Annotated in this window: 19 protein-coding genes, 2 tRNA genes and 2 rRNA genes (1 of these 23 running past the window's edge); 14 read left to right on the top strand and 9 right to left on the bottom strand. The window is 69.7% G+C overall.

Annotated elements, in window-relative coordinates:
* Positions 1-122: 122 nt before the first annotated feature.
* From HBB12_RS30940 to HBB12_RS30930, 3 genes are read left to right on the top strand one after another with little or no spacing between them, the layout of a single operon-like run.
* Complete coding sequence (locus HBB12_RS30940) at positions 123-638, top strand: carbohydrate ABC transporter permease (RefSeq protein ID WP_236993491.1); 516 nt, start codon at positions 123-125, stop codon at positions 636-638.
* Positions 617-1,027 (top strand): carbohydrate ABC transporter permease, encoded by a 411-nt coding sequence (locus HBB12_RS30935; RefSeq protein WP_236993490.1) that lies wholly within the window; start codon positions 617-619, stop codon positions 1,025-1,027. Before HBB12_RS30940 ends, HBB12_RS30935 begins: the two co-directional genes overlap by 22 nt.
* 4 nt (positions 1,028-1,031) lie before the next feature.
* The gene (locus HBB12_RS30930) at positions 1,032-1,241 is read left to right on the top strand and encodes an ABC transporter permease family protein (RefSeq protein WP_236993489.1); all 210 of its coding nucleotides are present in this window, start codon (positions 1,032-1,034) and stop codon (positions 1,239-1,241) included.
* 280 nt (positions 1,242-1,521) lie between these two features.
* Here HBB12_RS30930 and HBB12_RS30925 read toward each other — a convergent pair whose 3' ends face one another.
* Positions 1,522-3,183, bottom strand: a complete 1,662-nt coding sequence (locus tag HBB12_RS30925; RefSeq protein ID WP_236993487.1) for a Na/Pi cotransporter family protein — start codon at positions 3,181-3,183, stop codon at positions 1,522-1,524.
* A gap of 149 nt (positions 3,184-3,332) precedes the next feature.
* Positions 3,333-4,043 (bottom strand): hypothetical protein, encoded by a 711-nt coding sequence (locus HBB12_RS30920; RefSeq protein ID WP_236993486.1) that lies wholly within the window; start codon positions 4,041-4,043, stop codon positions 3,333-3,335.
* A gap of 210 nt (positions 4,044-4,253) precedes the next feature.
* Between HBB12_RS30920 and HBB12_RS30915 the strand changes: the two genes are divergently transcribed.
* From HBB12_RS30915 to HBB12_RS30900, 4 genes are all read left to right on the top strand, one after another.
* Positions 4,254-4,805 carry a DUF4337 domain-containing protein gene (locus HBB12_RS30915; protein ID WP_048430904.1) on the top strand — a complete coding sequence of 184 codons (552 nt, stop codon included), beginning with the start codon at positions 4,254-4,256 and terminating at the stop codon, positions 4,803-4,805.
* 413 nt (positions 4,806-5,218) lie between these two features.
* Positions 5,219-5,875 carry a TetR/AcrR family transcriptional regulator gene (locus tag HBB12_RS30910; protein WP_236993485.1) on the top strand — a complete coding sequence of 219 codons (657 nt, stop codon included), beginning with the start codon at positions 5,219-5,221 and terminating at the stop codon, positions 5,873-5,875.
* Positions 5,872-7,140, top strand: coding sequence for an efflux RND transporter periplasmic adaptor subunit (locus HBB12_RS30905; RefSeq protein ID WP_236993484.1), 1,269 nt, complete (start codon positions 5,872-5,874; stop codon positions 7,138-7,140). The genes HBB12_RS30910 and HBB12_RS30905 overlap by 4 nt, the downstream gene beginning before the upstream one ends.
* 4 nt (positions 7,141-7,144) lie before the next feature.
* Entirely contained in the window at positions 7,145-10,279 is a 3,135-nt protein-coding gene (locus tag HBB12_RS30900; RefSeq protein WP_236993483.1) for an efflux RND transporter permease subunit, read from the top strand.
* Between the two features lie 6 nt (positions 10,280-10,285).
* On the opposite strand, the gene HBB12_RS30895 is transcribed toward HBB12_RS30900, so the two are convergent.
* The 4 genes from HBB12_RS30895 to HBB12_RS30880 all read right to left on the bottom strand — a co-directional run bounded on the left by HBB12_RS30895 (position 10,286) and on the right by HBB12_RS30880 (position 14,634).
* On the bottom strand, positions 10,286-11,098 hold the full coding sequence (locus HBB12_RS30895) for an ABC transporter permease (protein ID WP_236993482.1): 813 nt from the start codon (positions 11,096-11,098) through the stop codon (positions 10,286-10,288).
* Positions 11,099-11,106: 8 nt separating this feature from the next.
* The gene (locus HBB12_RS30890; RefSeq protein WP_236993481.1) at positions 11,107-11,952 is read right to left on the bottom strand and encodes an ABC transporter permease; all 846 of its coding nucleotides are present in this window, start codon (positions 11,950-11,952) and stop codon (positions 11,107-11,109) included.
* A 508-nt stretch (positions 11,953-12,460) separates the two neighbouring features.
* A complete protein-coding gene (locus HBB12_RS30885) occupies positions 12,461-13,504 on the bottom strand; it encodes an ABC transporter substrate-binding protein (RefSeq protein WP_236993480.1) in 1,044 nt (347 codons plus the stop codon).
* Between the two features lie 20 nt (positions 13,505-13,524).
* A complete protein-coding gene (locus HBB12_RS30880; RefSeq protein WP_236993479.1) occupies positions 13,525-14,634 on the bottom strand; it encodes an ABC transporter ATP-binding protein in 1,110 nt (369 codons plus the stop codon).
* A gap of 107 nt (positions 14,635-14,741) precedes the next feature.
* Between HBB12_RS30880 and HBB12_RS30875 the strand changes: the two genes are divergently transcribed.
* Positions 14,742-16,151, top strand: a complete 1,410-nt coding sequence (locus tag HBB12_RS30875; protein ID WP_236993478.1) for an amidase — start codon at positions 14,742-14,744, stop codon at positions 16,149-16,151.
* Entirely contained in the window at positions 16,148-16,501 is a 354-nt protein-coding gene (locus HBB12_RS30870) for a hydroxyisourate hydrolase (protein WP_236993477.1), read from the top strand. The genes HBB12_RS30875 and HBB12_RS30870 overlap by 4 nt, the downstream gene beginning before the upstream one ends.
* Here the strand turns inward: HBB12_RS30870 and HBB12_RS30865 are convergent.
* From HBB12_RS30865 to HBB12_RS30855, 3 genes are all read right to left on the bottom strand, one after another.
* Positions 16,464-19,052, bottom strand: a complete 2,589-nt coding sequence (locus tag HBB12_RS30865; RefSeq protein ID WP_236993476.1) for a sensor domain-containing phosphodiesterase — start codon at positions 19,050-19,052, stop codon at positions 16,464-16,466. The two genes, HBB12_RS30870 and HBB12_RS30865, sit on opposite strands and share 38 nt — an antisense overlap.
* Positions 19,053-19,333: 281 nt before the next feature.
* A complete protein-coding gene (locus tag HBB12_RS30860; protein ID WP_236993475.1) occupies positions 19,334-20,464 on the bottom strand; it encodes an acyl-CoA dehydrogenase family protein in 1,131 nt (376 codons plus the stop codon).
* Between the two features lie 11 nt (positions 20,465-20,475).
* Positions 20,476-21,237 (bottom strand): SDR family NAD(P)-dependent oxidoreductase, encoded by a 762-nt coding sequence (locus HBB12_RS30855; RefSeq protein WP_236993474.1) that lies wholly within the window; start codon positions 21,235-21,237, stop codon positions 20,476-20,478.
* A gap of 220 nt (positions 21,238-21,457) precedes the next feature.
* On the opposite strand from HBB12_RS30855, the gene HBB12_RS30850 reads away from it, so the two are divergent.
* From HBB12_RS30850 to HBB12_RS30830, 5 genes are all read left to right on the top strand, one after another.
* Positions 21,458-22,570: a CaiB/BaiF CoA transferase family protein gene (locus tag HBB12_RS30850; RefSeq protein WP_236993473.1), complete on the top strand. Its 1,113-nt coding sequence runs from the start codon at positions 21,458-21,460 to the stop codon at positions 22,568-22,570.
* Positions 22,571-22,932: 362 nt separating this feature from the next.
* A 16S ribosomal RNA gene (locus HBB12_RS30845) occupies positions 22,933-24,415 on the top strand.
* Between the two features lie 155 nt (positions 24,416-24,570).
* A tRNA-Ile gene (locus tag HBB12_RS30840) sits at positions 24,571-24,647 on the top strand.
* A gap of 39 nt (positions 24,648-24,686) precedes the next feature.
* A tRNA-Ala gene (locus HBB12_RS30835) sits at positions 24,687-24,762 on the top strand.
* Between the two features lie 270 nt (positions 24,763-25,032).
* Positions 25,033-25,515, top strand: a 23S ribosomal RNA gene (locus HBB12_RS30830); it runs 2,334 nt beyond the window's last position.
* The 16S and 23S rRNA genes sit together here with 2 tRNA genes alongside, the layout of an rRNA operon.

Below are 25,515 nucleotides of genomic sequence, written 5' to 3'. Positions count from 1 at the left end.
TGCGACCGCAGGGAGCCGCGAAGGAGGCCTCCGGATGGCGCAGCGATCCCTGGAGCCCTCCTTCGAGGTCACTCGATCTTCGATCGACTGACACCTCAGGATGAGGGGGAGGGTGGGATCCCATGATGTCGGTCGCGCAGGCGCCGACACTGGTCGTCATCCCGCCACGGGGACCGCACGTGACCACCATCGCCAGTCCAGCCGTCACCATCGTTCCCGAGCGGGCGCGACGCGGACAGGCAAAAATCTCGTTCTCCTGGATGGTCTGGCCGGCGGTCGCCTTCGTCGTCCTGATGATGGTCTTCCCGATCGTCTGCGCCGCCTGGATCTCGCTCCAGGACGCCTCGCTCGGGACCGAGCCGCGCTTCGTCGGGATCGAGAACTACCTGAACCTCGCGAGCGACCCGGAATTCCTCAATGCCTTCCGGGTCACCTGGGTGCTCTACGGGGTGGCGCTGGCGATGCAGCCCGTGCTCGGCACCTGGCTCGGCATCGTGCTCAACGGCGTCAAGGTCGCGCGCAATCTCGTGCTCCTCGATCCCTCCGTCGCATCGTCAACTGGCTGCTCGGCACGGTCCGGGTATCGCCGCTCCTGTGGCTGGCGAGCCCGCACTGGGTGCTGCTCAGCGTGGCGCTGATCGATACCTGGCAATGGGCGCCCTTCGTCGGGCTGATCGTGCTCGGCGGCCTGCAATTCCTGCCGGCGAGCATGTTCGGGGCCGCCGCGGTCGACGGCGTCATCGGCTGGCGCCGCTTCGTCTACGTCACCCTGCCGCTCCTCGGGCCGACCTTGCTCATCGCCGCCGTCCTGCGCTCGGTCGATCTGCTGCGCTTCTTCGACCTCGTCCTCATCGCCACCCGCGGCGGGTCGGGCAACGCCTCGACCACCATGAACATGTACGCCTATCAGCAGGGCTTCGAGTTCTCGCCCTTCGGCCACGCCTCGGCGGCGATGCCGACGCTCTCGATCGTCGTGCTCTGCACCGTCATGGTCTTCGCCCGCCTGCGGCGCGCCCTGAGCTATTGAGGCCATGCCGACGACCCCGCCCGTCTCCCGCCGGATCCTCGGCCGCGCCCAGGTCGCCGCGATGCTGGTCGCGGTCCTGGCGCCGCTCGCCTGGACGGTCCTGTCCTCGTTCAAGGTCGGCCGGGACGTGATGGCGCTGCCGCCGCAGCAGATCTTCACGCCGACGCTCGACAATTACCGCGAGCTGTTCCTGCGCACCGACTTCCTGCACTGACGTTCGATCCGGGGCGGGGGGCTTTGTTCTCGGAGGAGGGGCAACGTGTCTAAGCAGATTTCGCCGAAGTGGTTGCCGGTTCGGCGCCAAAAATCTGCGACAAAACAAAAACCTAAGCGGGCGAAGCGTTGGCCTGCCCACGCAAGTCTGTTTAGGGGCCAGCTTGATTGGCGTGATCCTGCAAAGGATTGCTGAGCGCGCCATGGCCCGCGACGCTGCCGGGGCAGCCACGCGGCACTTTTTCCGGGGTGAAGGAAGGTACTGGCGTCGCGCCAACCCGTCACGACCCCTCCAACCGGCTCGCCCGCAACGCCCCCCGGCTCTCCAGGATCGGATAGGCCGCCCCCGCCACCAGATGGTCGTTGACCCGCTTCAGATCGCGCACGAGGTCGGGATAAAGCGCCGTGGCCTCGGCCGGCCCCAAGCCCGGGCCGGCCTCGCGCAGGCGGCGGAAATGCGCCTCGGTCGCCCGCGCCTCGAGATCGCGGAACACCGCCTTCTCGTCGGCGAGCCGCCGGGCGGCGCGGGGATCCTCGGTCAGGAAGGCGGCGCCCGCCGCGCTCAGGTTGGCGGAGAGGCGCGCCAGCAGCATTCCCACCTCCGCCTTGCCGTCCGCCGAGAAGGCGAGGCCGCGCTTCAGGCGCTTGGCCGCATGGGTCATCACGTTGCGCGAGAGGATGTCGCCGGCGTGTTCCAGGTTGGTGGTGAAGGCGATGAGCGTCGCGATCCGGCGCTCGTCGTCGTCGCTCAGGGCTTCCGGGTCGAGGCGGACGAGATAGGCCTTGATGGCGGCGTTGAGCCGGTCGAGCGTATCGTCCATGCGGCGGATCTCGGTGACCTTGGCCCGGTCGCCGCCGGTCAGCGCCTCGCCGGCCCCGGTCATCATCTCGGCGAGCACGTCGGCCATCCGCAGGGCCTCGCGGCCGGCGGCGCCCAAGGCCACCGGCGGGGTCTCCAACGCCGCCTCGTCGAGATGGATTGGCCGGCCGGGATCGTGGACGTCGATCCTTTCGGGCACCAGCCGGCGCAGAAGGGCCGCGAAGGGGGTGAGCGCCGGCATGAAGACGAGCGCGAGCACGAGGTTGAAGGCGGTGTGGAAATCCGCCACCGCCCGCGACAGGTCGGGCTGCCAGGCCACCAGCAGCGGCCCGATCAGGCCGAGGCAGGGCAGGGCGATGACACAGCCGAGGGCCCGGGTGAGGAGGTTGCCGAGCGCCACCCGGCGTCCCGCGGCCTCGCCGTCGCGAGCCCCCTCCAGCACCGGGTTGAGGGCCGAGCCGAGATTGGCCCCGAGCACCAGCGCCATCCCGGCCTCGAAGGGCAGCACGCCGGCATGGGTGAAGGACATCACCAGGAGCACGATCGCCACGCTGGAATGCGCCGCCCAGGTGAGCACCGCCCCGAGCAGCAGGGCGATCAGCCGGTCGGTGGCGACGGCGCCGAGCAGCACCCGCAGGGCCGGCACGTCCTCGTAGGGGGTGATGACCTCGACGAGGCGCGAGAGCGCCATCAGCATCAGCCCGAGGCCGATCGCCGCCCGGCCGAGGTCGCGGGTGCGCGGCTCGGACCCGCGGCGAAACAGGATCACACCGACCAGCACCAGGACCGGCGCCACCCGGGCGACGTCGAAGGACAGGACCTGCACGATCAGCGTTGTGCCGATATTGGCGCCGAGCATCACGGCGAGCGCCGGCACCACCGCCACCAGCCCGGCGCCCGCGAAGGAGGCGACCATCAGGCCGGTCGCGGTGCTGCTCTGGAGGAGCGCCGTGACCCCGAGCCCCGCCGCCAGCGCCTTGACCCTGTTGCCGAGCGCCACCCCGAGCAGACGGCGCAGATGCGGCCCGAGGGCGCGCTGCACCCCCGTCTGCACCATGTGGATGCCCCAGAGCAGCAGCGCCACCGCGCCGCAGAGATCGAGCAGGGTCAGGGTGGTGTCCATCGGCGTCGGTCGGCCTCCGTCCCGTCCAAGTCTTGCCCGTCCAAGTCTTGCCCGTCCAAGTCTTGCCCGTCCGAGCCCTGGGACTTAGGGCGCCGGAGCCTCCGGGTTCGGGCTCCGGACGCACATCTGATGCCTGTCGGGCGAAGGGATCAGGGTTTCGGGCAGGCCGGGTCGGCCGGGCGGGCGGCGCGGTGGAAATCCAGCACCTCGCGGGTGTAGGTCTCGACCACCTCCGAGAAGGGCTGCCGCTCGCCCGTGAACAGCACCGCCCGGTGGCTGAACAGATGCTCGGGCACGCTCAGCGTCCCGCAGGACGGGGCGGGCGGGGCGGCCTGGTCCCAGCCCGCGGGCAGGGGCTGCCACAGGGGTTCCGAGCCGACGGTCTGGCGGGTGGTGCCGAGCGGCGCCACCGCCCGGCCGAAGGGCGTGTCGGTGGTCTCCAGCTGTCGGTTCATCTCCGGGGTCAGGCGGGCCGGCACGTACCAGTTGTCGGCCTCCGACAGGACGTGGTCGCCGCAGGCGAGGCGCACCCGGCGGTAGCGCAGGGGCTCGTCCGGCCCGACCGCGAGGCGCTTGCGGGTCTCCGGGCTCGCCGGCGTGTCGACGCCCCGGTCCAGCCGGGCGACGAGGCGGGGCGTCTCGGCCATGCGGTGGGCGGCGCACCAGTTCTCGAGCGTCGCGGTGGCGCTGCGGCTCGCCAGCAGGGCGGCGTTGAGGCTCTGGACCACCGCCACGGCCTCGACGCGGGAGAGGTAGGTGTCGGGCCAATCCGGCCCGGCGGCCCGGGCCGGGAGGGCGGGCGCGACGGCGGCGAGGAGGAGGGCGGCGGACAGGGCTCGGCGCATGATCGGGCGTCTCATCGGGACCGGCCCTCGTGGCGGGGCCGTGACGCAAGGCCTGCCCTCTCCCGGGGCGGCCCGCAAGCGGGGGCTGGCGCAGCCCCGCGACCCGGCTATGAAGGCGCGGGCGCCGCCGGCTTCATCGATCGGACGCGTCCCCGGTTCTTCGTCCTGTCGCAGGGTTTCGCCAGACGAGGCCGCGCCTGTCGGATTGGTTCGGGAGAGACGACGATGTCGGGTGGTCACGGGGCGGTGGACAGCTCCAACAAGAAGGTCGCGCTGCTGATCTCGGTGCTCGCGTTGTTTCTCGCCCTCGGCGAGACCCTGGCGAAGAGCGCCCAGACCGACGCGCTCGGCGCCAACGTCGAATCCGCCAACCAGTGGGCCTACTTCCAGGCCCGCACGATCCGCGGCACGGTGCTGAAGACCGCCGGCGAGCAGATCGCGCTGGAGCCGAACGCCTCCCCGGAGGCGGTGAAGAAGCAGATCGAGGAATGGGCCAAGACGATGGCCCGCTGGGATTCCGATCCGGCCTCCGGCGACGGCCGCAAGGAGCTCGCCGCCAAGGCCAAGGCGGCCGAGGCCAAGCGCGACCTCTCGCTCGCCCGCTACCACCATTACGAGCTCGGCTCGGCCGCCTTCCAGATCGGCATCGTGCTCGCCTCCGCCCAGGTCATCACCGGCATCGCCGCGCTCGCCTTCGCGGGCGGCGCCCTGGGGATCGCGGGGATCGGCATGCTGGCGATCGGGCTGTTCGCCCCGCACGCGATCCATCTGTTCTGAGGCGGGATACCGGAGGCCCGCTCGGACCTCCGACCGGTGATCCTCGTACCGGCGCGTGCCCGGGACCGTCGTCCCGGGCACGCGTGGCAGCGCCCGGGATCGAGGGTGAGACCAGCCGAGACGAGGCGGAGCAAGCGACCGACCAGTCTTCCCGCGCCGCCTCGACTGTCTTTCGGATCACGATGGACTGTCGCGGACTGACGCTGCGGCGGGACGGCCACGGCGCGATGCTGATCCGGATTGTGCGGCGGGCAAGCTCCGCCCCGCCTCCACGTCGCTGCCCGATCCGGCCGGAGGCCGCGAGGCGCGCGATGGCAGCGCTTTCTTATCGTGCTATTATGTCGCGGAAACCCGCGCTTGCCAGTGTCGCGCCCAGCCCCGCTAACTGAACCCGTCAGTTCAGTTAGGGCTTCATGAGCGACGCCGCACGCCGATCCGATCGACCTGATGCCGGCCGCCCTCGAGTCGCGCGCCCGCCGGCCGAGCGGCTGCTCGATCCCAAGCGCCGCCGCCGCATCCTGGAAGCCGGAATGGGGCTGTTCTCGGGCCTTCCCTACGCAGCCGTTCACATGGACGCGGTCGCCGCCGCCGCCGGCGTCGCCAAGCCCACGCTCTACCGCTACTTCCCGACGAAGGAAGCCCTGTTCATCGACGGGCTCGCCTGGACCCTGGCGGATCTTCGCGACGCGATCGGGGCGATCCCCGACCGGGACGCCCCCGCGCGCCTGCGCGCCGCCGTCGGGCTGGTGCTGGGGCGCATCGGCGCCCTCTCGCCGGCGCTCACCGCGATCGAGGGGCGCGGCGCCGAGTTCGGCGAGCGCAGCCGGCGCGTCCTGCGCGAGGGCTTCGACGGGTTGCGCGATGCGCTGGCCGGCCTGCTGCGCGACGGCGTCGCCGCGGGCGAGCTGCACGTGCCCGACATCGACCTCGCGGTGCTGATGCTGCTGGGCGGCATCCGCATGGCGGTACACGGCACCGGCCGGCGCCCGCCCGCATCAGGCGCGGTCGCCGATTTCTTCCTCAACGGTCTCGGTGCGCCTCTCGCACCGCGTCATGGAGCCCCGCGATGATCCGCCTCGTCCTCGTCCTCCTGGCGCTCGTCGCGGCCGGAGCGGGATGGCTCGTGCAGCGCCATGGCGGCGACACGCACGCCGCCTGGAGCACGGCCCGGGGGGCGCTGCCGGCCGATCTCGGCCGACACCTGCCGGAGCACCTGCCGGTCGCCTACGTCCCGCCCGCTCCTCCGCCACCGACGAATCCCGCCGCGTCCCGTCCCGTCGTCACCACGGTGGCGGCGGGCGTCACCGACCTCGCGCTCACCCGCTCGGGGGTGGGCTGGGTCGAGCCGATGGCGAGCGTGATCGTGCGCCCGCGCATCGACGGGGTCATCGTCGAGCAGCTCGCCCGCGACGGCCAGGTGGTGAAGGCCGGCGACGTGCTCTACCGCCTCGACGACCGCGAGATCCGCGCCCAGATCGCCCGGGACGAGGCGGCGCTCGCCCGCGACCAGGCGACCCAGGTCCGCACCCAGAACGACGTCCGCCGCGTCGGCGAGCTGCTCTCGCGCTCCTCCGCCTCGCAGGCGCAGTTCGACGTCGCCACCGCCGAGGCCAAGGTCGCATCGGCGAATGTCGCGGCGTCGCAAGCGGCGATCGAGGCCGACAAGGTCCGGCTCGACTACACCACCGTGCGGGCGCCGATCGCCGGCCGCCTCGGCCGGGTGCTGGTCACCACCGGCAACCTCGTCAAGGGCAACGAATCCGCCGGAACCGGCCTCGTCACCATCACGCAGATGCGGCCCTTGCGCGCCACCTTCTCGCTGCCCGAGCGCGACCTCGACGGGTTGCGGGCGGCGCTGATGCGGCCCGGCACCGCGCCGGTGAGGGTCTATCCGAGTGGCGGAGAGGCGGTGCTGGCGGTCGGGCGGCTGTCCTTCGTCGATTCGAGCGTCGACCAGGCGTCGGGCACCGTCACCGCCTGGGCCCTGTTTCCGAACGAGGACGACCGGCTCTGGCCGGGCCAGTACGTCCGGATCGAGGTCGATCTCGGCCGGCGGCCCGGCACCGTGACGGTACCGCAAGCGGCCGTGCAGCCCGGGCAGGAGGGCAGCTTCGTCTGGGTCGTGCGTCCCGACGGCACGGCCGAGCGCCGCACCGTCGAGGTGATCACCTCCCGCGACGGCCGCGCCGCCCTGAGCCTGGGGCTCAAGCCCGGCGAGCGGGTGGTGGTGGAAGGCCAGTTCCGGGTCCGCCAGGGCCTGCCCGTCACCGAGCGGCCGCAGGACGCGACCGAGGCGCAGGCGGCCAAGCCCGGCGCCGCCACCCGGATCGAGTAAGTCGATGAACCTCTCGGCTCCGTTCATCCGCCGACCCGTCGCCACGATCCTGCTGTCGATCGCGCTGACGCTGTCGGGGCTGTTCGCCTACCGCTTCCTGCCGGTGGCGGCCCTGCCGACCGTGGATTTCCCGACCATCTCGGTCACCGCGCAATTGCCCGGCGCCTCGCCCGAATCGATGGCGGCCTCGGTGGCGACGCCCTTGATCAAGGAATTCTCGACGATCCCGTCGATCGCCACGATCTCGGCGACGAACTATCAGGGCTTCACCTCGATCACCGTCGAGTTCGAGCTGTCGCGCAACATCGACCAGGCCGCCGCCGACGTGCAGGCGGCGATCACCCGCACCTTGCGCCGGCTGCCGGTCGAGCTGACGATCCCGCCGAGCTTCCGCAAGCTCAACCCCGCCGACGCGCCGGTGATCCTGCTCGCCTTGTCGAGCGAGACGACGCCGCTGCCGACGCTGGATGCCTTCGCCCAGACGGTGATCTCGCCCTCGCTCTCGACCATCACCGGCGTGGGCCAGGTGCTGGTTTATGGCAGCCAGAAATTCGCCGTCCGGGTCCAGCTCGATCCCAACGTGCTGGCGGCGCGCGGTATCGGCGTCGACGAGGTGCAGGCGGCGATCCAGAACGCCAACACCTCGACGCCGGTCGGCGTGGTCGAGGGCAGGGGCCAGAACCTCACCATCCAGACCAACACCCAGTTGATGAACGCCGACGGATTCCGCGACGTGATCGTGGCGGTCCGCAACGGTCGGCCGGTACGCCTCGGCGAGGTCGCGCGGGTGATCGATTCGGTCGAGAACAACCGCATCGCCTCGTGGAAGGACGGCACCCGCGGCCTGGTGCTCGCCGTCCAGCGCCAGCCCGACGCCAACACGGTCGACGTGGTCGACCGGGTCCGCGCCATGCTGCCGAAGTTCCAGGAGCAGCTGGGCGGCAGCGGCACCATCGACGTCGTCAACGACCGCTCGCTCTCGATCCGCGAGGCGGTGCACGACGTGCAGTTCACGCTGGTGCTCACCATCGTCCTCGTCGTCGCGGTGATTTATTTATTCCTCGGCCGTCTTGCCGCGACGCTGATCCCGTCGGTCGCGGTGCCGATCTCGATCATCGCGACCTTCGGGGCGATGTACGTGCTCGGCTACTCGATCGACAACATCTCGCTGCTCGGCCTGACCCTCGCCGTCGGCCTCGTCGTCGACGACGCGATCGTGATGCTGGAAAACATCGTCCGGCACGTCGAGGAGGGGATGAAGCCGTTCGAGGCGGCGCTCAAAGGCGCGGGCGAGATCGGCTTCACCATCCTGTCGATCACCATCTCGCTCGTCGCGGTGTTCATCCCCGTGCTGCTGATGGGGGGCGTGGTCGGGCGCATCTTCAACGAGTTCGCCATCGTGGTGACGATCGCCATCGTCGCCTCGGCGGTGATCTCGCTGACGCTCACCCCGATGCTCGCCGCCCGCCTGCCGGCCGACGCCGCCGGGCACGGCCAGAAGAAGAACCTGTTCGAGCGCGGCTTCGCGCGCATCCAAGGGTCTTACGAGCGCGGCGTCGATCTCTGCCTGCGCTGGCCGTTCGCGGTGCTGATGGTGTTCTTCGCCTCCGTGGCGCTCACCGCCTGGATGTTCGTCGTCATCCCGAAGGGGTTCTTTCCCTCCGAGGATATCGGCCAGCTCCAGATCGCGACGGAAGCCGGCCAGGACGTGTCCTTCGACGCGATGAGCGCGCTCCAGCACGAGGCCGAGGTGATCCTCGCCCGCCACCCGGCGGTGGCCCATGTGGTGAGCCGGGCCGGCTCGAACGGCTTCTCCGGCACGCTCAACCAGGGCTCGTTCTTCGTCGAATTGAAGGACCGCGACCAGCGCCCCCCGCTGTCGCGCACCATCACGGAGCTGCGCCGCGACCTCGCGACGGTGCCGGGCCTGACCTCGTTCATCACGCCGGTGCAGAACCTGCGGCTCGGCGGGCGCCAGTCGAAGAGCCAGTACCAGTACGTCGTGCAGGGCCTCGACCGGCCGGGGCTGGAACGCTGGTCCGAGCGCCTGACCGAGGCCCTGGCCAAGGACCGCGCCACCTTCACGGGCGTCACGAGCGACCTCCAGAACGCCGCGCTCCAGGCCAAGGTCACGGTCGATACCGACAAGGCGCAGGCGCTCGGCATCACCTCGGACCAGATCCGCCAGACGCTCTATACGGGCTTCGGCACCCGCCAGGTCTCGACGATCTACGGCACCGCCGACAGCTACCAGGTCATCACCGAGTTCGACCCGCGCCTGAACTGGACCGCCGACCGCCTCGACGAGATCCGCCTGCGCGCCAGCAACGGCAAGCTGGTGCCGCTCTCGGCGGTGGCGAGCGTCACCCGCGTCCCGGGCCCGCTCTCGATCAACCAGCTCGGCCTGCTGCCGGCGGTGACGATCTCGTTCGACCTCGCCCCCGGCGTGGCGCTCGGCCAGGCGGTCAACCGCATCGCGGCGATCAAGGAGTCGCTCGGGGTGCCGGGCACCATCACCACGACGTTCGCGGGAACCGCTCAGGTGTTCCAGGACGCGCTGGCGAACCAGGGCCTGCTGCTCGCGGCGGCCGTCATCACCATCTACCTCGTGCTCGGCATCCTCTACGAGAGCTTCATCCACCCGCTCACCATCCTCACCGGCCTGCCGGCGGCGGCGATCGGCGCGCTGGGCGCGCTCCAGCTCTACGGGATGGACCTCTCGGTGATCGCGATCATCGGCGTGCTGATGCTGATCGGCATCGTGAAGAAGAACGCCATCATGATGATCGACGTCGCCCTGGTGCTCCAGCGCGAGCAGGGCTGGAGCCCGGCGGCGGCGATCCGCGAGGCCTGCTCCTTGCGCTTCCGCCCGATCATGATGACGACCGCGGCCGCCGTGATGGGCACCCTGCCGATCGCCATCGGTCACGGGGCGAGCGCCGAGTTGCGCCAGCCGCTGGGCGTCGCGGTGGTGGGCGGGCTGCTGGTCTCGCAGCTCCTCACCCTGTTCATCACGCCGGTGCTCTACCTCTACATGGACCGTCTCGGGACGGGTGTGACCCGCCTCGTCCTGTCGCTGCGCCGCGGCCGCCGCGATCCGGGCCGGCCGGAGGCGGAGGGGCACCAGCCGGCGGAGTGAGGCGCATCACACCAGCCGCCGCGACAGCCCGGTCAGCCGCTCCATCACGGCGATGCCCCCGATCGTCGCGACGATCAGGATTCCGGAGAGCGCCGCGATGGTCACGTCGAGGCGGCCTTCGAGGTCCTGCCACATCCGGATCGGCAGCATGTCGGTGGCGGCGTCGCGCAGGAACAGCGAGACCGGGATGTTGTCGAACGAGGCCATGAAGGCGAGGAAGCCGCCGGACAGGATGCCGGGCCGGATCAGCGGCAGGGTGATCCGGCGGAACGTATAGAGCCGCGAGGCGCCGAGGCTCGCCGAGCCTTCGAGCAGGCTGGGCTGAAGCTGGGTCAGCGCCGCTACGGTGTTGCGCACCACGTAAGGCACGCAGACCACGGTGTGGCCCAGCACCAGCGTCGCGACCGAGACCGGCCAGCCGATGAGCGAGAAGAACATCAGGCTCGACAGGCCGAAGGCCAGGGCCGGCAGGATCAAGGGCGACAGGAAGAAGCTGTCGAGGAGGCGGGCCGAGAGACGCGGCGAGCGCGCCACCGCCAAGGCCGCCAGAACCCCGAGCCCGATGGCGAGCGCGGTCGCCAGCACGGCGACCGTGAGGCTGTTCTTGAGCGCGTAGTGAAGCTGCCAGGCCTCCATCAGTTCGCCGTACCAGCGCAGGGAATAGCCCGGCGGCGGGAAGCGCAGGGACAGCCCGTCGGTGAACGAAACCACCAGCACGATCAATGTGGGTGCGAGCAGCAGCACCAGGGCGAGAATCGCCAGCAGGTGCAGCAGGCCCTCGAAGCTGAGTCGGTCGAGGGCGCCGGGGGAACGGGACATCGTCACTCTCACGTCTGGGCGTAGCCGCGGGCGAGGCGGCCCAGCGCGTTGAAGGCCAGGACCACGCCGAGCACCGCGACGAGGAAGATCACCGACATCGCCGCCGCGAACGGCCAGTTCTGCAAGGCGATGGCCTGCTGGTAGATGTAGCCGGGCATGAACAGCATCTGTCCGCCGCCGATCAGCGACTGGGTGATGAAGCCCGAGATCGCCGCCGCGAAGGTGAGGACCGAACCGGCGATCAGGCCCGGCAGGCAGAGCGGCAGGGTCACGCGAAAGAAGGTACGCCAGCGCCCGGCCCCGAGCGCTTCCGAGGCGTCCCACAGGCTCGGGTCGATGCGGGCGAGCGCCGTCATCAGCGGCAGCACCATCAGGGGCATCTGCACCTGGGCGAGCGCCGCGACGAGCCCGCCCTCTGCGTAGAGCATTCGCAAGGGCGTCTCGATCAGTCCCAGCGAGGAGAGCAGGGAGTTGATCACCCCTTGTCGCCCGAGGATCACGATCCACGCGAAGGTGCGGATCACCACGCTGGTGAGGAGCGGTGTCAGCACCGCCAGGATGATGATCCCGCGCACCCAGCCCCCGGCCCGGGTGGCGACGAGCGCCAGCGGCAGCCCCAGCACCAGGCAGGCGGCGGTGACCTTGAGCCCGAGCCAGAGCGTGCCGAGGAGCACGCCGAGGCTGAAGCCGTCGCCCAGGAAGGCCGCGTATTGCGACAGGCCGTAACCCCCATCCGCCCCCCGAAGCGACAGGCCGAGCAGCGCGACGAGGGGCGCGGCGAAGAACGCCGTGAAGAACACGGCGAGCGGGCTCGCCAGCCGCAAAGGGTAGGTGGTGACGTCCGGCGGGGACACGGAAAGAACTCCTTCGACGGCTTCGACGTGATCCGTACAGTCGAGGTAGAGCGCGTCTCCCCTCTCCCGTGTGGGCTACTGCATTCACACATCTCGGTCTGGGTGCTTTCCCCTTGGAAGGGAGTGCACCTCTCCTCCCCCCTGTGGGGAGGAGTTGGAGGTGGGGGTGGTGCCTGAGGAGACTCGGCGGTGCCTCCTGCACCACCCCCACCCTAACCCCTTCCCACAAGGGGGAGGGGAAAGCGCGCACCTTTACAGGGGATTGGCTCCCTGAGGAGAAGGGTGAATCCGCTAGCCCGTGTGGGAGAGAGGCTGGAGATCGAAGATCCCGCGTGAGGGTGACACGCTTCAGTGTGAAGCAATGAGCATCGTGCTGGTAGCGGAACAGTCACAGCCCAACTCAGAACCGTAGCACCCTCGCGCGATCTTCGATCGCCCCTACCCCTCTCCCACACGGGAGAGGGGATCCCGCGCTTTATCTTGTCTACAGCAGATCATTCGAAAAATATTACAACTTGATCTCGCGGTTGAACCGCTCGATCCAGGCAGGGCGCTGCGCGTTGATCGTCTTCCAATCCTGGAACACGAACTTCTTCTTCAGGTCGTCGGTGTCATTGGCGAGCACCCGGGCGATCTCGCCGGTCATCTTGACCTTGGTGTTGGTGGGTACGACGAGGTAGGGCGCCTGCATCAGCCGGGTCTGGACCGGCTCGGAGATCGCCGCCTCGATCAGCTTGAAGGCGAGTTCGCGGTTGGGCGAGTTCTTGACGATCTGGATCAGTGTCTTGAAGGCGATGGCGCCTTCCTTGGGCGCGACGAACTCCACCGGTACGCCCTTGGCCTTCAGGATCTGGATCGCGTTGAAGTTGCCCGGCGAGATGTCGACCTGGCCCTGCTGGAACAGGGTGGCGAGCGCGCCGGGATTGGCCGCCACCGCCGAGAGGTTGGGCTTCAGCTTCTCCATCGCCTTGAAGGCGGGATCGATGTTCGATTCCGAGCCGCCATGCATCTTGGCGATCTCGACCATGAAGCCGGTGCCCAGCGTCGAGTTCATGTTGGTGATGCCGACCCGGCCCTTGTATTCGGGCCGCCACAGGTCGGCCCAGGAGGTCGGCGGGGTCTTCACCGTGTCGGGATTGTAGGTCAGGCCGACGACCTGGAAGAAGGCGGCCGGGCCGTGCGGGTCCTGCGCGTCGGGGATCAGCTCCTTGAAGGCGGCGCTGCGCTCGACCGGGTAGGGCTCGACGAGATCCTGGGCGAGAGCCATCAGGGCCGGGCCGGGATCGTGCAGCATCACGTCGATCGGCGGGTTGGCCTTGGCGGCCGAGACCTTGGCGATCTGGTCGACCGACAGCATCGGGTCGAGGACGATCGGGGCGTTGCCCGTCTCCTTGCGGAAAGCCGGCACCAGCACGGCCTTGTGCGCCTCCTCCCAGCTGCCCGTGAAGGTGGCGAAGACGAGCGGCCGCGCCTGGGCGTAGGACAGGCCGGGAAACAGCTCCATCGCGCCGAGCGACAGGGCGGTGGTGAGAAGCGTGCGGCGGTCGAGCATCGGGAAACTCCGTTCGAGGATCAGGCGGCGGCCGGGAAGGCGGAGGCGAGGCCGGGGGCGACGGCGATGCGCACGGGGGTGCCGGGCGGACGCAAGCCGCCCCCGCCGAGGCGCGGCTCGGCGATCTTGAGCGGACGCCCGGCTCCGACCCGGACCTCGTGGACGACGGTGGGGCCGAGCGGCAGGGCCATCTCGACCACGCCGGCGATGCCGTCCTGCCCATCGGTGAGGCGCAGGTGCTCGGGCCGCAGGCACAGGGTCACCCGGGAGCCCGGCGCGATCGGCCGGGCCAGCCTGCGAGCCACCACCTCGCCGCCCGCATCGAGCGCGATGCGCGGTCCATGATCGTCCTGCCCGAGCAGCACGCCCGGGACCGCGTTGGCCGAGCCGACGAAGGTGTTGACGAACAGGCTTTCCGGCGCGTCGTAGACGGTGGTGGGCGCCGCGAACTGCTCCAGCCTTCCGTTCGACAGAACCGCGACCCGGTCGGAGAGCGACAGGGCCTCCTCCTGGTCGTGGGTGACCAGCAGCGTGGTCACCCCGGCGACGCGCTGGAGGCGCTTGACCTCGATCTGCATGTCGAGGCGCAGGTTCTTGTCCAGCGCCGCGAACGGCTCGTCGAGGAGCAGCACCGCGGGGCGGATGGCGAGTGCGCGGGCCAAGGCCACCCGCTGCTGCTGCCCGCCGGAGAGCTGGCGCGGGTAGCGGTTGCCGGCATGGCCCAGCTGCACGAGGTCGAGGAGGCGCTTGGCTTCCATCGCCTGCTCGGTCCGGGGCGCGCCGCGGGCGGCCAAGCCGTAGGCGACGTTCTCGGCCACCGTCAGGTGCGGGAACAGGGCGTAGTTCTGAAAGACGATGCCGACGGCGCGCCGGCTCGGCGGCAGGGCGTCGATGACTTGGTCCGCGACGATCACCCGCCCTTCGGTCTGGCGCAGGAAGCCGGCGACGATGCGCAGCAACGTGGTCTTGCCGCAGCCCGACGGCCCGAGCAGCGAGACCAGTTCGCCGCCCTTGATGTCGAGGTTCACGTTTTCCACGGCGACGGCACCGCCGTACCGGTGGGTGATGCCGTCGAGCACGACGGACCGGCCTTCCGCCTGGGTCTGGGCGCGGGCTCCGGATGGTGTCACGGTGAGGGTTCCTGCGGCATCGATCTTGCTGCCCCAAGTGTCGCAAATCGTATGCCATTTCGGGGAAAGCTCATGACTGACCACGACTTGACGACAGGGGGCATCGCATGAGCACGGAGCTGTGGCGGCTCTCCGCGACCGAACTCGGCCGGCTCTTCGCCGCGGGCCGAGCCTCGCCGGTCGACGCCCTGGAGGCGGGACAAACCCGCGCCGCCGCGTGGGAGCCGCACCTCAACGCGATCGCCCGGGAGAACCCACGGGCCCGGGACGAGGCCGAGGCGAGCGCCGCCCGCTGGCGCGCCGGCACCCCGCTCTCGCCCCTCGACGGCGTGCCGATGACCGTGAAGGAGTTCCTCGTCACCGAGGGGCTGCCCTCGACCTATGCCGAGCCGGGCGAGGCCGCTGCCTCTTCCCACGACGAACTGCCCGTCGCGCGGGCACGCCGGGCCGGCCTCGTGATCCTGGCCAAGACCACGATGCCGGAATTCGCTGTGCAAGGTTACACGGCCTCTGCCCGTTTCGGCGTCACCCGCAATCCGTGGAACGTCGCGCTCACCCCCGGCGGCTCGACCGGCGGAGGGGCGGCGGCGACGGCCGCCGGCTACGCGCCGGTCGCGCTCGGCACCGATGGCGGCGGATCCCTGCGCCGGCCCGCCGCCCATACCGGCCTCGTCGGGCTGAAGAGCAGCCTCGGCCGGGTACCGCGCCACGGCGGCCTGCCCTCGCCGCTCCTCGATTTCGAGGTGGCGGGAGCGCTCACCCGCACCGTCGCCGATAGCCGCGCGATGCTCGCCCTGATGCAGGGGGCCGATCCGCGGGTCCTGTGGTCGAATTTTGCACCCAACCCGGCCCCCGAGCGCCGCTTGCGCGCCCGCTACGTCGAGCGCATCGGCGACGCGCCCCTCGATCCCGTCATCGCCGCCTCGTGCCGGCGGGCGCTGGGGCATCTCGAGGCGCTGGGCGTCGCGGTCGAGGAGGGGCCGCTACCCTTCGAGATCGCAGGGCTGAACGCGCTCTGGCCCGAGATCGGCAAGATCGGCCTCGCCCGCCTGTTCGAGGCCGATCCGGCCCTCGCCGCGCGGGCGAGCGCGCCGTACCGAGCGATGGCCGAGGAGGGCGCGCGGGCCCCGGCGACCCTGCTCGCCGCCATCCTCGAGCGGGTCCAAGCCCTGCGCAACGCCGCGAACGCCGCGTTTACGGAGATCGACCTCCTGGTCACCCCCTCCGCCGCGGCGATGCCCTGGGCGGCGGATGCGGTCTACCCGGAGGTGATCGACGGGCAGCCCGTCGGCCCCCGCGGCCACGCCGTCTATTCGGGCTGGGTCAACGCCGCCGCCCTGCCGGGCTTGAGCCTGCCGGTCGATCCGGCACCGGACGGGATGCCGATCGGCCTCCACCTCGTGGCGGGGTTCGGCCGCGACGACCTGCTCCTCGACATCGCCGAGGCGCTGGAGCGCCGCCGCCCCTTCGCGGATCGCTGGCCGGTCCTGCCCGGAACCTCGGAGGCGGCACGATGACGGCCGGCGGCATCTCGGTCCATGCGGTCGACGTGGCGGAGGGCTGCCCGGCCCTCGGCCTGCGGGTCACCCTCGCGGCCCTGGACGAGTCCGGCCCGCGCCCGGTCGCCGAGGGAGTGATCGGGAGGGATGGCACCTTCGACCACCCGGTGGTGCGCGGCATCGGGATCGGGCCCGGCATCTACGAGGCGGTGTTCCACCTCGGCGACTACTTCACGGCACAAGGCAAGCCGGGCCCGCACTTCCTCGACCGGGTGCCGTTCCGCTTCACCATCGTGGATGCGGCGGAGCACCACCATCTGCCGCTGAAGTTCACGCGCTTCGGCTACGCCGTGTTCCGGGGCGTGTGAGCGAGTGCCCGAGCACTGGCACGAGTTCGCCGAACGGCACCGGCCGGCCGAGCAGGAACCCTTGCGCCCCGGTGCACCCCGCCTCGCGCAAGGCCGCGAGCTGCACCTCGGTCTCGACGCCCTTGGCGACGACCGCCCGGCCGAGCGACCGGCCCAGCCCGACGACGGCGCGCAGGAAGCCGGCACCGTCCGGGCAGGCCGTGAGCGCGGGAGCGAGCTTGATCCGCCCGAAGGGCAGGCGCTGCAGGGCGCCGAGGGAGGAGGCGCCGGCGCCGAAATCGTCGAAGGCGAGGCCGATCCCGAGGGCGGCGAGGTCCGCGAGCCGCCCGCCCGCTTCCGCGGCCGCGCCCTCGGCAATGTCGAGCTCCAGGCGATCGGGCGGCGTCCCGTTCGCCGCCAGGGCGGCCCGGAGGACGGAGACGAGGCCGGCCTGGCGCAATTGCCCGCCCGCGATGTTGACCACCACCCGCATCCCCTGCGGCAGAGCCTGCGCGTCCGACAACGCGCTGCGCAGCACCCATTCGCCGAGCGGCACGATCAGGCCGCTCTCCTCGGCGAGGGCGAGGAACGCCGCGGGGCCGAGCGGGCCGCGGGCCGGGTGGTCCCAGCGCAGGAGCGCCTCGACCGCCTCGACCCGCCCGGAGGCGAGATCGAAGACCGGCTGGTAGTACAGGGCGAACTCGCCGCGCTGGAGCGCGAGGCGCAGGTCGATCTCGAGGCGGCGGCGCTCCTCCGCCGCCCGGTCCATGGCGGCGGCGAAGAGGCGGTAGGTGTTGCGCCCCTCCGATTTCGCCCGGTAGAGCGCGCGATCGGCCCGCTTGACCAGGGTGTCGCCGTCGAGCCCGTGCTCCGGCGCGAAGGCGATGCCGATGCTGACGCCGACCGTCGCCTCCTGCCCGCCGAGATCCACCGGCGCACGCAGGGACGCGACCAGGCGCTCCGCGGTCGCCGTGGCGCTGGCCGCCCCGGCCTCGCCGTCGAGCAGGATCGCGAACTCGTCGCCGCCTAAGCGCGCCGGCAGGTCCTCCTGCCGCAGGGCGGCGCGGATCCGCCGGGCCATCTCGCGCAACAGGGCGTCGCCCGCCGCGTGGCCGAACGTGTCGTTGACCGCCTTGAACGCGTCGAGGTCGAGGTAGAGCACCCCGCAGGTCCCGCCGTGGCGCCGCAGCGCGGCGAGGCGCCGGTCGAGGCTGTCGCGGAACAAAGCCCGGTTCGGCAGCCCGGTCAGGCCGTCGTGCCGGGCCATGTGGGCGACCTGCGCATCCGCGGCCTTGCGGGCGGTGACGTCGGTATAGGTCCGCACCGCCCCGCCGGTGGGCAGCGGCACCGTGCGGATCTCCAGCACCGTGCCGTTCGGCCGCTCGCGCTCGTAGGTATGGGGATGGGTGGTGATCGGACCGTGGGCGACCTGCTCGCGCAAGGCGGCATCGCAGCGCGCGAAATCCCCCCGCGCGACCTGGTGGCGCCGCACCGCGTCGAAGGTCGGGGTGTCGCGCATCAGATCCCGCGGCAGGTCGAGGAGCGCGATGGCGCGCTCGTTGCAGACCCGCACGATCCCGTCCTCGTCGACCATCATCAGGCCCTGGTCCATGTGCTCCAGGGTGGCGTCGAGGAGGGCGGTGCTGGCGCGCAGCTCGGCCTCGGCCCGGTCGATCTCCGTCACGTCCTGCACGCTGCCGAACAGGGCCGCGGCCGCCCCGGCCTCGTCCAGCTCGCAGATGCCGTGCGAGACGACGACCCGCTCCGCACCGTCGCGGCGCACGATCCGCGCCTTGAAGTGGAAGCCCGTCCGCTGCTCCCGCGCCCGGGTGACGAGGCCGGCGATCCGCTCGCGGTCGTCCGGATGGTAGTAGGACAAAGCCTCCGTCACGCTGGCGGCGGGGTCGCCCGGCGCGCGCCCGTGCATGCGGCAGACCTCGTCCGACCAGGTCGTGGCCCCGGAGACGAGGTCGACGCGCCAATGGCCGATCCGGGCCACCTGTTCGGCGAGCGTCAGGTTGCGGTTGGCGAAAGCCAGGGCCTCCTCGCTCGCCCGCCGGCGCCGGGCCTCGGTCGCGCTGGCCACCCGGGCCTCGTAATGCCGGAGCTGCGCCACCACGATCGCCGTCAGGTCGGCGAGCTGCGCGCGCTCCCCGGTCGAGAGCCGGCGCGGGACGGTATCGGCGATGCACAGGGTGCCGAGGGCGAGGCCGGGCCTCAGCGCCAGCGGGGCGCCGGCATAGAACCGCACCCCGGACGGCCCGGCGACGAGCGCGATGTCGCGAAAGCGCGGATCCTCCGCCGCGTCCTCGACCACCAGGGGCGCGTCGCCCAGGATGGCCCGGTCGCAGAAGGCCGCGTCCCGGGCGGTCGGACCGAAGGCGATGCCGTCGGAGGCCTTGCACCACAGCCGGTCGGCATCGACCAGCGTGACCCAGGCATAGGGCACCCGGAACAGGGCACGGGCGATGCGGCAGACCGCGTCGAACTGGGCCTCGGGCGGCGTGTCGAGGATCCCGAGGTCGTGCAGGGCGGAGAGGCGGTCGGCCTCCCGGTCGGGACGAGGGGGCATCGCCACGCTCCTTTCCGGCAGATCGGCGCGGGAACGCCAGGCGAGGCTCGACACAACGTCAAAAAAATGAACGAGTCGTTAAATGCCTCGGCCGCGCCGTCTATCGATCGACAAGACGGCCTAGGCCGAGCGATGTCTCTCACGGCGGCAGCACGGGATGATGCACCGCATGCACCATCCCGCGGCGATGAACTGTTGCTGAACGGACGAGTACTGTCCTCTCCGGCTCGCGCCACCGCCGCCGATTGTCGCGGACCGGGCTCGCGACCGCGGCGGCCGGCTCACGCCGTCAGCGCCCGGCTGATCACGATGCGCTGCACGTCGCTGGTGCCCTCGTAGATCTGGCAGACCCGCACATCGCGGTAGATCTGCTCGACGGGATAATCTGCCAGGTAGCCGTAGCCGCCATGGATCTGGATCGCGTCGGAGCAGACCGCTTCCGCCATCTCGGAGGCGAAGAGCTTGGCCATTGCCGCCTCCTTGAGGCAGGGTTGCCCGGCATCGCGCAGGCGCGCGGCGTTCAGGACCAGGAGGCGCGCGGCCTCGATCCGCGTCGCCATGTCGGCGAGCCGGAAGGCGACCGCCTGGTGCCCCGTCAGCGTCTGGCCGAAGGTCTCGCGCTCCTTCGCGTAGGCGAGCGCCGCCTCGAAGGCCGCCCGGGCCATGCCGACGGCCTGGGCGGCGATGCCGATGCGACCGCCCTCGAGATTCGAGAGCGCGATCTTCAGCCCCTCGCCCTCCTGGCCGAGCATCAGGTCGGGGGTCAGCTCCATGTCCTCGAACACGATCTGGGCCGTGTCCGAGGCGCGCTGGCCGAGCTTGTGCTCGATCCGCGCCACCTTGTAGCCGGGGGTCCTGGTCGGCACGATGAAGGCCGAGATGCCGCGCTTTCCCGCCTCCGGGTCGGTCACCGCGAACACGATGGCCAGATCCGCATTCGCGCCCGAGGTGATGAACTGCTTGGTGCCCGACAAAACCCAGGCATTGCCGGAGCGCCGCGCCCGGGTCTTGAGGGCGGCGGCATCCGATCCGGCCCCCGGCTCGGTCAGGCAGAAGGCTCCGAGCTGCTCGCCGCGGGCGAGCGGGCCGAGGAACCGCGCCTTCTGCTCCGCGCTGCCGAATTTCAGGATCGGCATGCAGCCGACCGAATTGTGCACGCTCATCACCGTCGAGACCGCGCCGTCGCCGGCCGCCACCTCCTCGATGGCGAGCGCGTAGGCGACGTGGTCGGCAGCGGCACCGCCATGCTCCTCGGGTACCAGCATGCCCATGAAGCCGAGCGCGCCCATCTCGGCGATCGCCTCTCGGGGAAAGCGCGCCTCCCGGTCCCACTGGGCCGAGAACGGCTTCAGGCGCTCTTGCGCGAAGCTGCGGGCGGTGTCGCGGATCAGGATCTGCTCGTCGCTCAGCATCCTCGCGCTCCCTACTTCGCCTGCATGCGCAACGCGCCGTCGAGGCGGATGACCTCGCCGTTGAGCATCGGATTGTCGATGATCGCCATCGCCAGCTTGGCGTATTCCTCCGGCTTGCCCAGCCGCGACGGGAACGGCACCGCGGCGCCGAGGGAATCCTGCACCTCCTGCGGCAGGCCGCGCAGCATCGGCGTCTCGAAGATGCCGGGCGCGATGGCGCAGACCCGGATTCCGGCCGGCGCGAATTCCCGCGCCGCCGGCAGGGTCAGCCCGACGATGCCGGCCTTCGAGGAGGCATAGGCCGCTTGGCCCACCTGGCCCTCATAGGCCGCGACCGAAGCGGTGGAGATGATGACGCCGCGCTCGCCCCCCTCCAGCGGGTCGAGCGCCAGGGCGCCTGCCGCCACGAGGCGCATCAGGTTGAAGCTGCCGATCAGGTTGACCTGGATCACCTTGGCATAGGCCGCGAGGTCGAGCGGGCCGTTGCGGCCGACGATCCGGCCGGCGGTCGCGACGCCGGCGCAATTGACCAGGATGCGGGCGGGCCCGTGCGCCTCCGCCGCCCGGGCGACCGCCGCCTCGGCGCTGCCTGCGTCGCCGACGTCGCAGGAGAGGGCGATGCCGCCGATCTCGCCGGCGATCTCGAGAGCCGCGCCCTCGTTGAGGTCGAGGAGCGCGACCTTTGCACCCGCCGCCGCCAGCGCCCGGCCGGTCGCCGCGCCGAGCCCCGATCCGCCGCCCGTGACGATGGCCGCTACGCCGTTGACCTTCATGCGCGTCCTCCCCGATCCTCGCCCCCACTCGACCGGTGGGTGACGGACCCTTGTCGCTTGCCGCCGATTCCGCATCACCCGTGACGGGGTGCCGACCGGTCTGCTAGGCGAAGGGCTCCTTGCGGCCCATCGCTATGGGCCGGGCCGGGCATCGTCAAGGCGCCGCCGCCTCAAGTGACGACAGCCGCCGGATCAACGCGGCATCAGGGGGAGAGACAGCATGAAGCCAGCCGGGCAGGGCGGGCCGCTCGCAGGGCTACGCATCGTCGAATTCGCCGGCATCGGCCCCGGCCCGTTCGCGGCCATGCTCCTCGCCGATATGGGCGCCGAGCTGATCCGGCTCGACCGGACAGGGGGAAGCGATCCCTATTCGAAGAACGTGGTGGCACGCGGCCGCCCGACCGTGACGGTCGACCTGAAGGACCCGGCAGATCTCGCCGGCACCCTCGCGCTGCTGGCGACGGCCGATGCCCTGATCGAGGGCTTTCGGCCCGGCGTGATGGAGCGGCTCGGACTCGGGCCGGAGGTGGTGCTCGCCCGCAATCCGCGCCTCGTCTACGGTCGCATGACCGGCTGGGGCCAGCAGGGGCCGCTGGCGAGGTCAGCCGGGCACGACATCACCTATCTGGCGATCACCGGCGCCCTCGCGGCGATCGGACCGGCCGAGCACCCGGTGCCGCCGCTCAACCTCGTCGGCGATTACGGCGGCGGTTCGCTCTACCTGGTGGCGGGACTCCTCGCCGGCCTCATCTCGGCGGGCCGCACCGGGCAGGGCCAGGTCGTCGACGCGGCGATCTGCGACGGCGCCGCCTCGCTGATGGCGATGTTCTCGGAGTTGTCGTCGCAAGGGCGCTGGAGCGACCGGCGGGAGGCGAACCTGCTCGATGGCGGCGCGCCCTGGTATCGCACTTACGCCTGCCGCGACGGCCGCCACATCGCCCTTGGGCCGCTCGAACCGCACTTCTACGCCCTCTTCCGCCGCCTCATTGGCCTCGAGTCCGACCCGGATTTCGACTGGCGCGACGATCCTGAGATGTGGCCGGGGCTGAGGCGCAAGCTCGAAGCCGCGTTCCTGACGAAAACCCGTGACGAGTGGTGCCGCCTCTTCGAGGGAACGGATGCCTGCGTGGCGCCGGTCCTGACTCTCACGGAGGCCGCCGGTCACCCGCACCTCGCGGCGCGGCAAACCTACGTGACCGTCGACGGCACGGTCCAGCCCGCACCGGCACCCCGGTTCTCCGGCACCCCCTCGGCGATCCGACCCCCGTCCGGGCCGCTCACCCTCGGCGAGGCGATCACCCGCTGGAGAGGGGAGGGGAGTTTTCGAAGCTGAGCCGGGAAAACGAGTGTTGACGGCGCCGGAAACGGGGCCTATACGACCACCCATCGGCGCCGGCCGCTCCCGCGGACCGGTCGCTGAGCCATCTTCGAGACAGTCCGGGCCGGCGAGCCTGACCTTGGTCAGGCGCTGGTCCCGTTTTTGCCGATGGTGCCCGGTTTCTGACCGGATCGCTCTTTGACAAGTTCATACGAGAAAGAGAAGCGTGGACGGCGTCGTCCCTGCGGATCCTGCCTTCGGGTGGGATCGTGAGTAGGATGATGCTGGTCTGACGTTTCGGTGCTCACACGATCAGGTGGAAACGCCGATCGGTCGTGAGCCTCCGTTACTATTGTGATCAGCTTTGATCAGCTCTTCAACTTGAGAGTTTGATCCTGGCTCAGAGCGAACGCTGGCGGCAGGCTTAACACATGCAAGTCGAGCGGGCCCTTCGGGGTCAGCGGCAGACGGGTGAGTAACGCGTGGGAACGTGCCCTTCGGTTCGGAATAACTCAGGGAAACTTGAGCTAATACCGGATACGCCCTTATGGGGAAAGGTTTACTGCCGAAGGATCGGCCCGCGTCTGATTAGCTAGTTGGTGAGGTTACGGCTCACCAAGGCGACGATCAGTAGCTGGTCTGAGAGGATGATCAGCCACACTGGGACTGAGACACGGCCCAGACTCCTACGGGAGGCAGCAGTGGGGAATATTGGACAATGGGGGCAACCCTGATCCAGCCATGCCGCGTGAGTGATGACGGCCTTAGGGTTGTAAAGCTCTTTTCTCCGGGACGATAATGACGGTACCGGAGGAATAAGCCCCGGCTAACTTCGTGCCAGCAGCCGCGGTAATACGAAGGGGGCTAGCGTTGCTCGGAATCACTGGGCGTAAAGGGCGCGTAGGCGGCTGATTTAGTCGAGGGTGAAAGCCCGTGGCTCAACCACGGAATGGCCTTCGATACTGGTTGGCTTGAGACCGGAAGAGGACAGCGGAACTGCGAGTGTAGAGGTGAAATTCGTAGATATTCGCAAGAACACCAGTGGCGAAGGCGGCTGTCTGGTCCGGTTCTGACGCTGAGGCGCGAAAGCGTGGGGAGCAAACAGGATTAGATACCCTGGTAGTCCACGCTGTAAACGATGAATGCTAGCCGTTGGTCTGCATGCAGGTCAGTGGCGCCGCTAACGCATTAAGCATTCCGCCTGGGGAGTACGGTCGCAAGATTAAAACTCAAAGGAATTGACGGGGGCCCGCACAAGCGGTGGAGCATGTGGTTTAATTCGACGCAACGCGCAGAACCTTACCATCCCTTGACATGGCATGTTAGGCGGAGAGATCCGTTGTCCTCTTCGGAGGCGTGCACACAGGTGCTGCATGGCTGTCGTCAGCTCGTGTCGTGAGATGTTGGGTTAAGTCCCGCAACGAGCGCAACCCACGTCCCTAGTTGCCATCATTCAGTTGGGCACTCTGGGGAGACTGCCGGTGATAAGCCGCGAGGAAGGTGTGGATGACGTCAAGTCCTCATGGCCCTTACGGGATGGGCTACACACGTGCTACAATGGCGGTGACAATGGGCAGCGAAGGGGCGACCTGGAGCGAATCCCCAAAAGCCGTCTCAGTTCGGATTGCACTCTGCAACTCGGGTGCATGAAGGCGGAATCGCTAGTAATCGTGGATCAGCACGCCACGGTGAATACGTTCCCGGGCCTTGTACACACCGCCCGTCACACCATGGGAGTTGGTCTTACCCGACGGCGCTGCGCCAACCGCAAGGGGGCAGGCGACCACGGTAGGGTCAGCGACTGGGGTGAAGTCGTAACAAGGTAGCCGTAGGGGAACCTGCGGCTGGATCACCTCCTTTCTAAGGATGCCGTTTGTCAGGACGATCGGGTGACCGGTCCTCTCCTCGTACGGCGTCGTTGGATCAAGGGTCCAGTCAGGACCCAATTGGCGGGACGCGCCGTCTTCGTTTCTCTTTCTAATCATCCGGACACGCTGGGCGGTACGCCAAGCGACGGGCCTGTAGCTCAGGTGGTTAGAGCGCACCCCTGATAAGGGTGAGGTCGGACGTTCGAGTCGTCCCAGGCCCACCATGGTCAGACGGTGGTCTCACTGCCCGAGCGGCGTCCTACGGGGCTGTAGCTCAGTTGGGAGAGCGCGTGCTTTGCAAGCATGAGGTCGTCGGTTCGATCCCGTCCAGCTCCACCACCCTCCCTTGCCATCGGGCAGTGAGGTCGAGGGTCGTCCGGATCAAAGAGCTTCGCACCATCGACGCCTAGAGCGGGTGGCTGCGGATATCTGACATCGTGAAGAGGGAATGTGCCCTGGCCGTTGCGAAAGCGGCCGGCCGGGGTGCGTTCGGCAAGCATAAGGCAGCGGGTTCGAAAGAACCTGCTGCCGGTCTTTATCGTGACCGTGGATGGTGTGAGCGATGGCCCCAACAGGCTGTCGGTCACGCCGGACACCGATCATGAGAGCGATCAAGTGCCTTAAGAGCATCTGGTGGATGCCTTGGCGCTGAGAGGCGATGAAGGACGTGGTACGCTGCGATAAGCCTTGGGGAGCTGCGAACGAGCTTTGATCCGAGGATCTCCGAATGGGGAAACCCACCTTCAGCCACCGTATCGTAGGCTCAGGAGCGATCCTGGGTCTGCGCTACGATGGTTCGAGAAGGTATCAAATCCTGAATCCATAGGGGTTTGAAGCGAACCCGGGGAACTGAAACATCTCAGTACCCGGAGGAAAGGACATCAACGAGACTCCGTCAGTAGTGGCGAGCGAACGCGGACCAGGCCAGCGCCTGGCATGACGCTTACCGGAACGGCCTGGAATGGCCGGCGTGATGGGTGACAGCCCCGTACGGGACAAGCCAATGCCAGGACACGAGTAAGGCGGGACACGTGAAATCCTGTCTGAAGATGGGGGGACCACCCTCCAAGCCTAAGTACTCCTCAGCGACCG

The organism is Methylobacterium sp. SyP6R (genome assembly GCF_019216885.1).
Taxonomy (GTDB): domain Bacteria; phylum Pseudomonadota; class Alphaproteobacteria; order Rhizobiales; family Beijerinckiaceae; genus Methylobacterium.
This window is presented reverse-complemented; position numbering and strand designations above follow the sequence as displayed.

What these genes read in the sequence shown, in the direction of transcription:
- HBB12_RS30940 (WP_236993491.1), top strand. Translation starts at nt 123, where the DNA reads ATGATGTCGGTCGCGCAGGCGCCGACACTGGTCGTCATCCCGCCACGG.
- HBB12_RS30930 (WP_236993489.1), top strand. Translation starts at nt 1,032, where the DNA reads ATGCCGACGACCCCGCCCGTCTCCCGCCGGATCCTCGGCCGCGCCCAG.
- HBB12_RS30925 (WP_236993487.1), bottom strand. Translation starts at nt 3,183, where the DNA reads ATGGACACCACCCTGACCCTGCTCGATCTCTGCGGCGCGGTGGCGCTG.
- HBB12_RS30920 (WP_236993486.1), bottom strand. Translation starts at nt 4,043, where the DNA reads ATGAGACGCCCGATCATGCGCCGAGCCCTGTCCGCCGCCCTCCTCCTC.
- HBB12_RS30915 (WP_048430904.1), top strand. Translation starts at nt 4,254, where the DNA reads ATGTCGGGTGGTCACGGGGCGGTGGACAGCTCCAACAAGAAGGTCGCG.
- HBB12_RS30910 (WP_236993485.1), top strand. Translation starts at nt 5,219, where the DNA reads ATGAGCGACGCCGCACGCCGATCCGATCGACCTGATGCCGGCCGCCCT.
- HBB12_RS30905 (WP_236993484.1), top strand. Translation starts at nt 5,872, where the DNA reads ATGATCCGCCTCGTCCTCGTCCTCCTGGCGCTCGTCGCGGCCGGAGCG.
- HBB12_RS30900 (WP_236993483.1), top strand. Translation starts at nt 7,145, where the DNA reads ATGAACCTCTCGGCTCCGTTCATCCGCCGACCCGTCGCCACGATCCTG.
- HBB12_RS30895 (WP_236993482.1), bottom strand. Translation starts at nt 11,098, where the DNA reads ATGTCCCGTTCCCCCGGCGCCCTCGACCGACTCAGCTTCGAGGGCCTG.
- HBB12_RS30885 (WP_236993480.1), bottom strand. Translation starts at nt 13,504, where the DNA reads ATGCTCGACCGCCGCACGCTTCTCACCACCGCCCTGTCGCTCGGCGCG.
- HBB12_RS30875 (WP_236993478.1), top strand. Translation starts at nt 14,742, where the DNA reads ATGAGCACGGAGCTGTGGCGGCTCTCCGCGACCGAACTCGGCCGGCTC.
- HBB12_RS30870 (WP_236993477.1), top strand. Translation starts at nt 16,148, where the DNA reads ATGACGGCCGGCGGCATCTCGGTCCATGCGGTCGACGTGGCGGAGGGC.
- HBB12_RS30865 (WP_236993476.1), bottom strand. Translation starts at nt 19,052, where the DNA reads ATGCCCCCTCGTCCCGACCGGGAGGCCGACCGCCTCTCCGCCCTGCAC.
- HBB12_RS30860 (WP_236993475.1), bottom strand. Translation starts at nt 20,464, where the DNA reads ATGCTGAGCGACGAGCAGATCCTGATCCGCGACACCGCCCGCAGCTTC.
- HBB12_RS30855 (WP_236993474.1), bottom strand. Translation starts at nt 21,237, where the DNA reads ATGAAGGTCAACGGCGTAGCGGCCATCGTCACGGGCGGCGGATCGGGG.
- HBB12_RS30850 (WP_236993473.1), top strand. Translation starts at nt 21,458, where the DNA reads ATGAAGCCAGCCGGGCAGGGCGGGCCGCTCGCAGGGCTACGCATCGTC.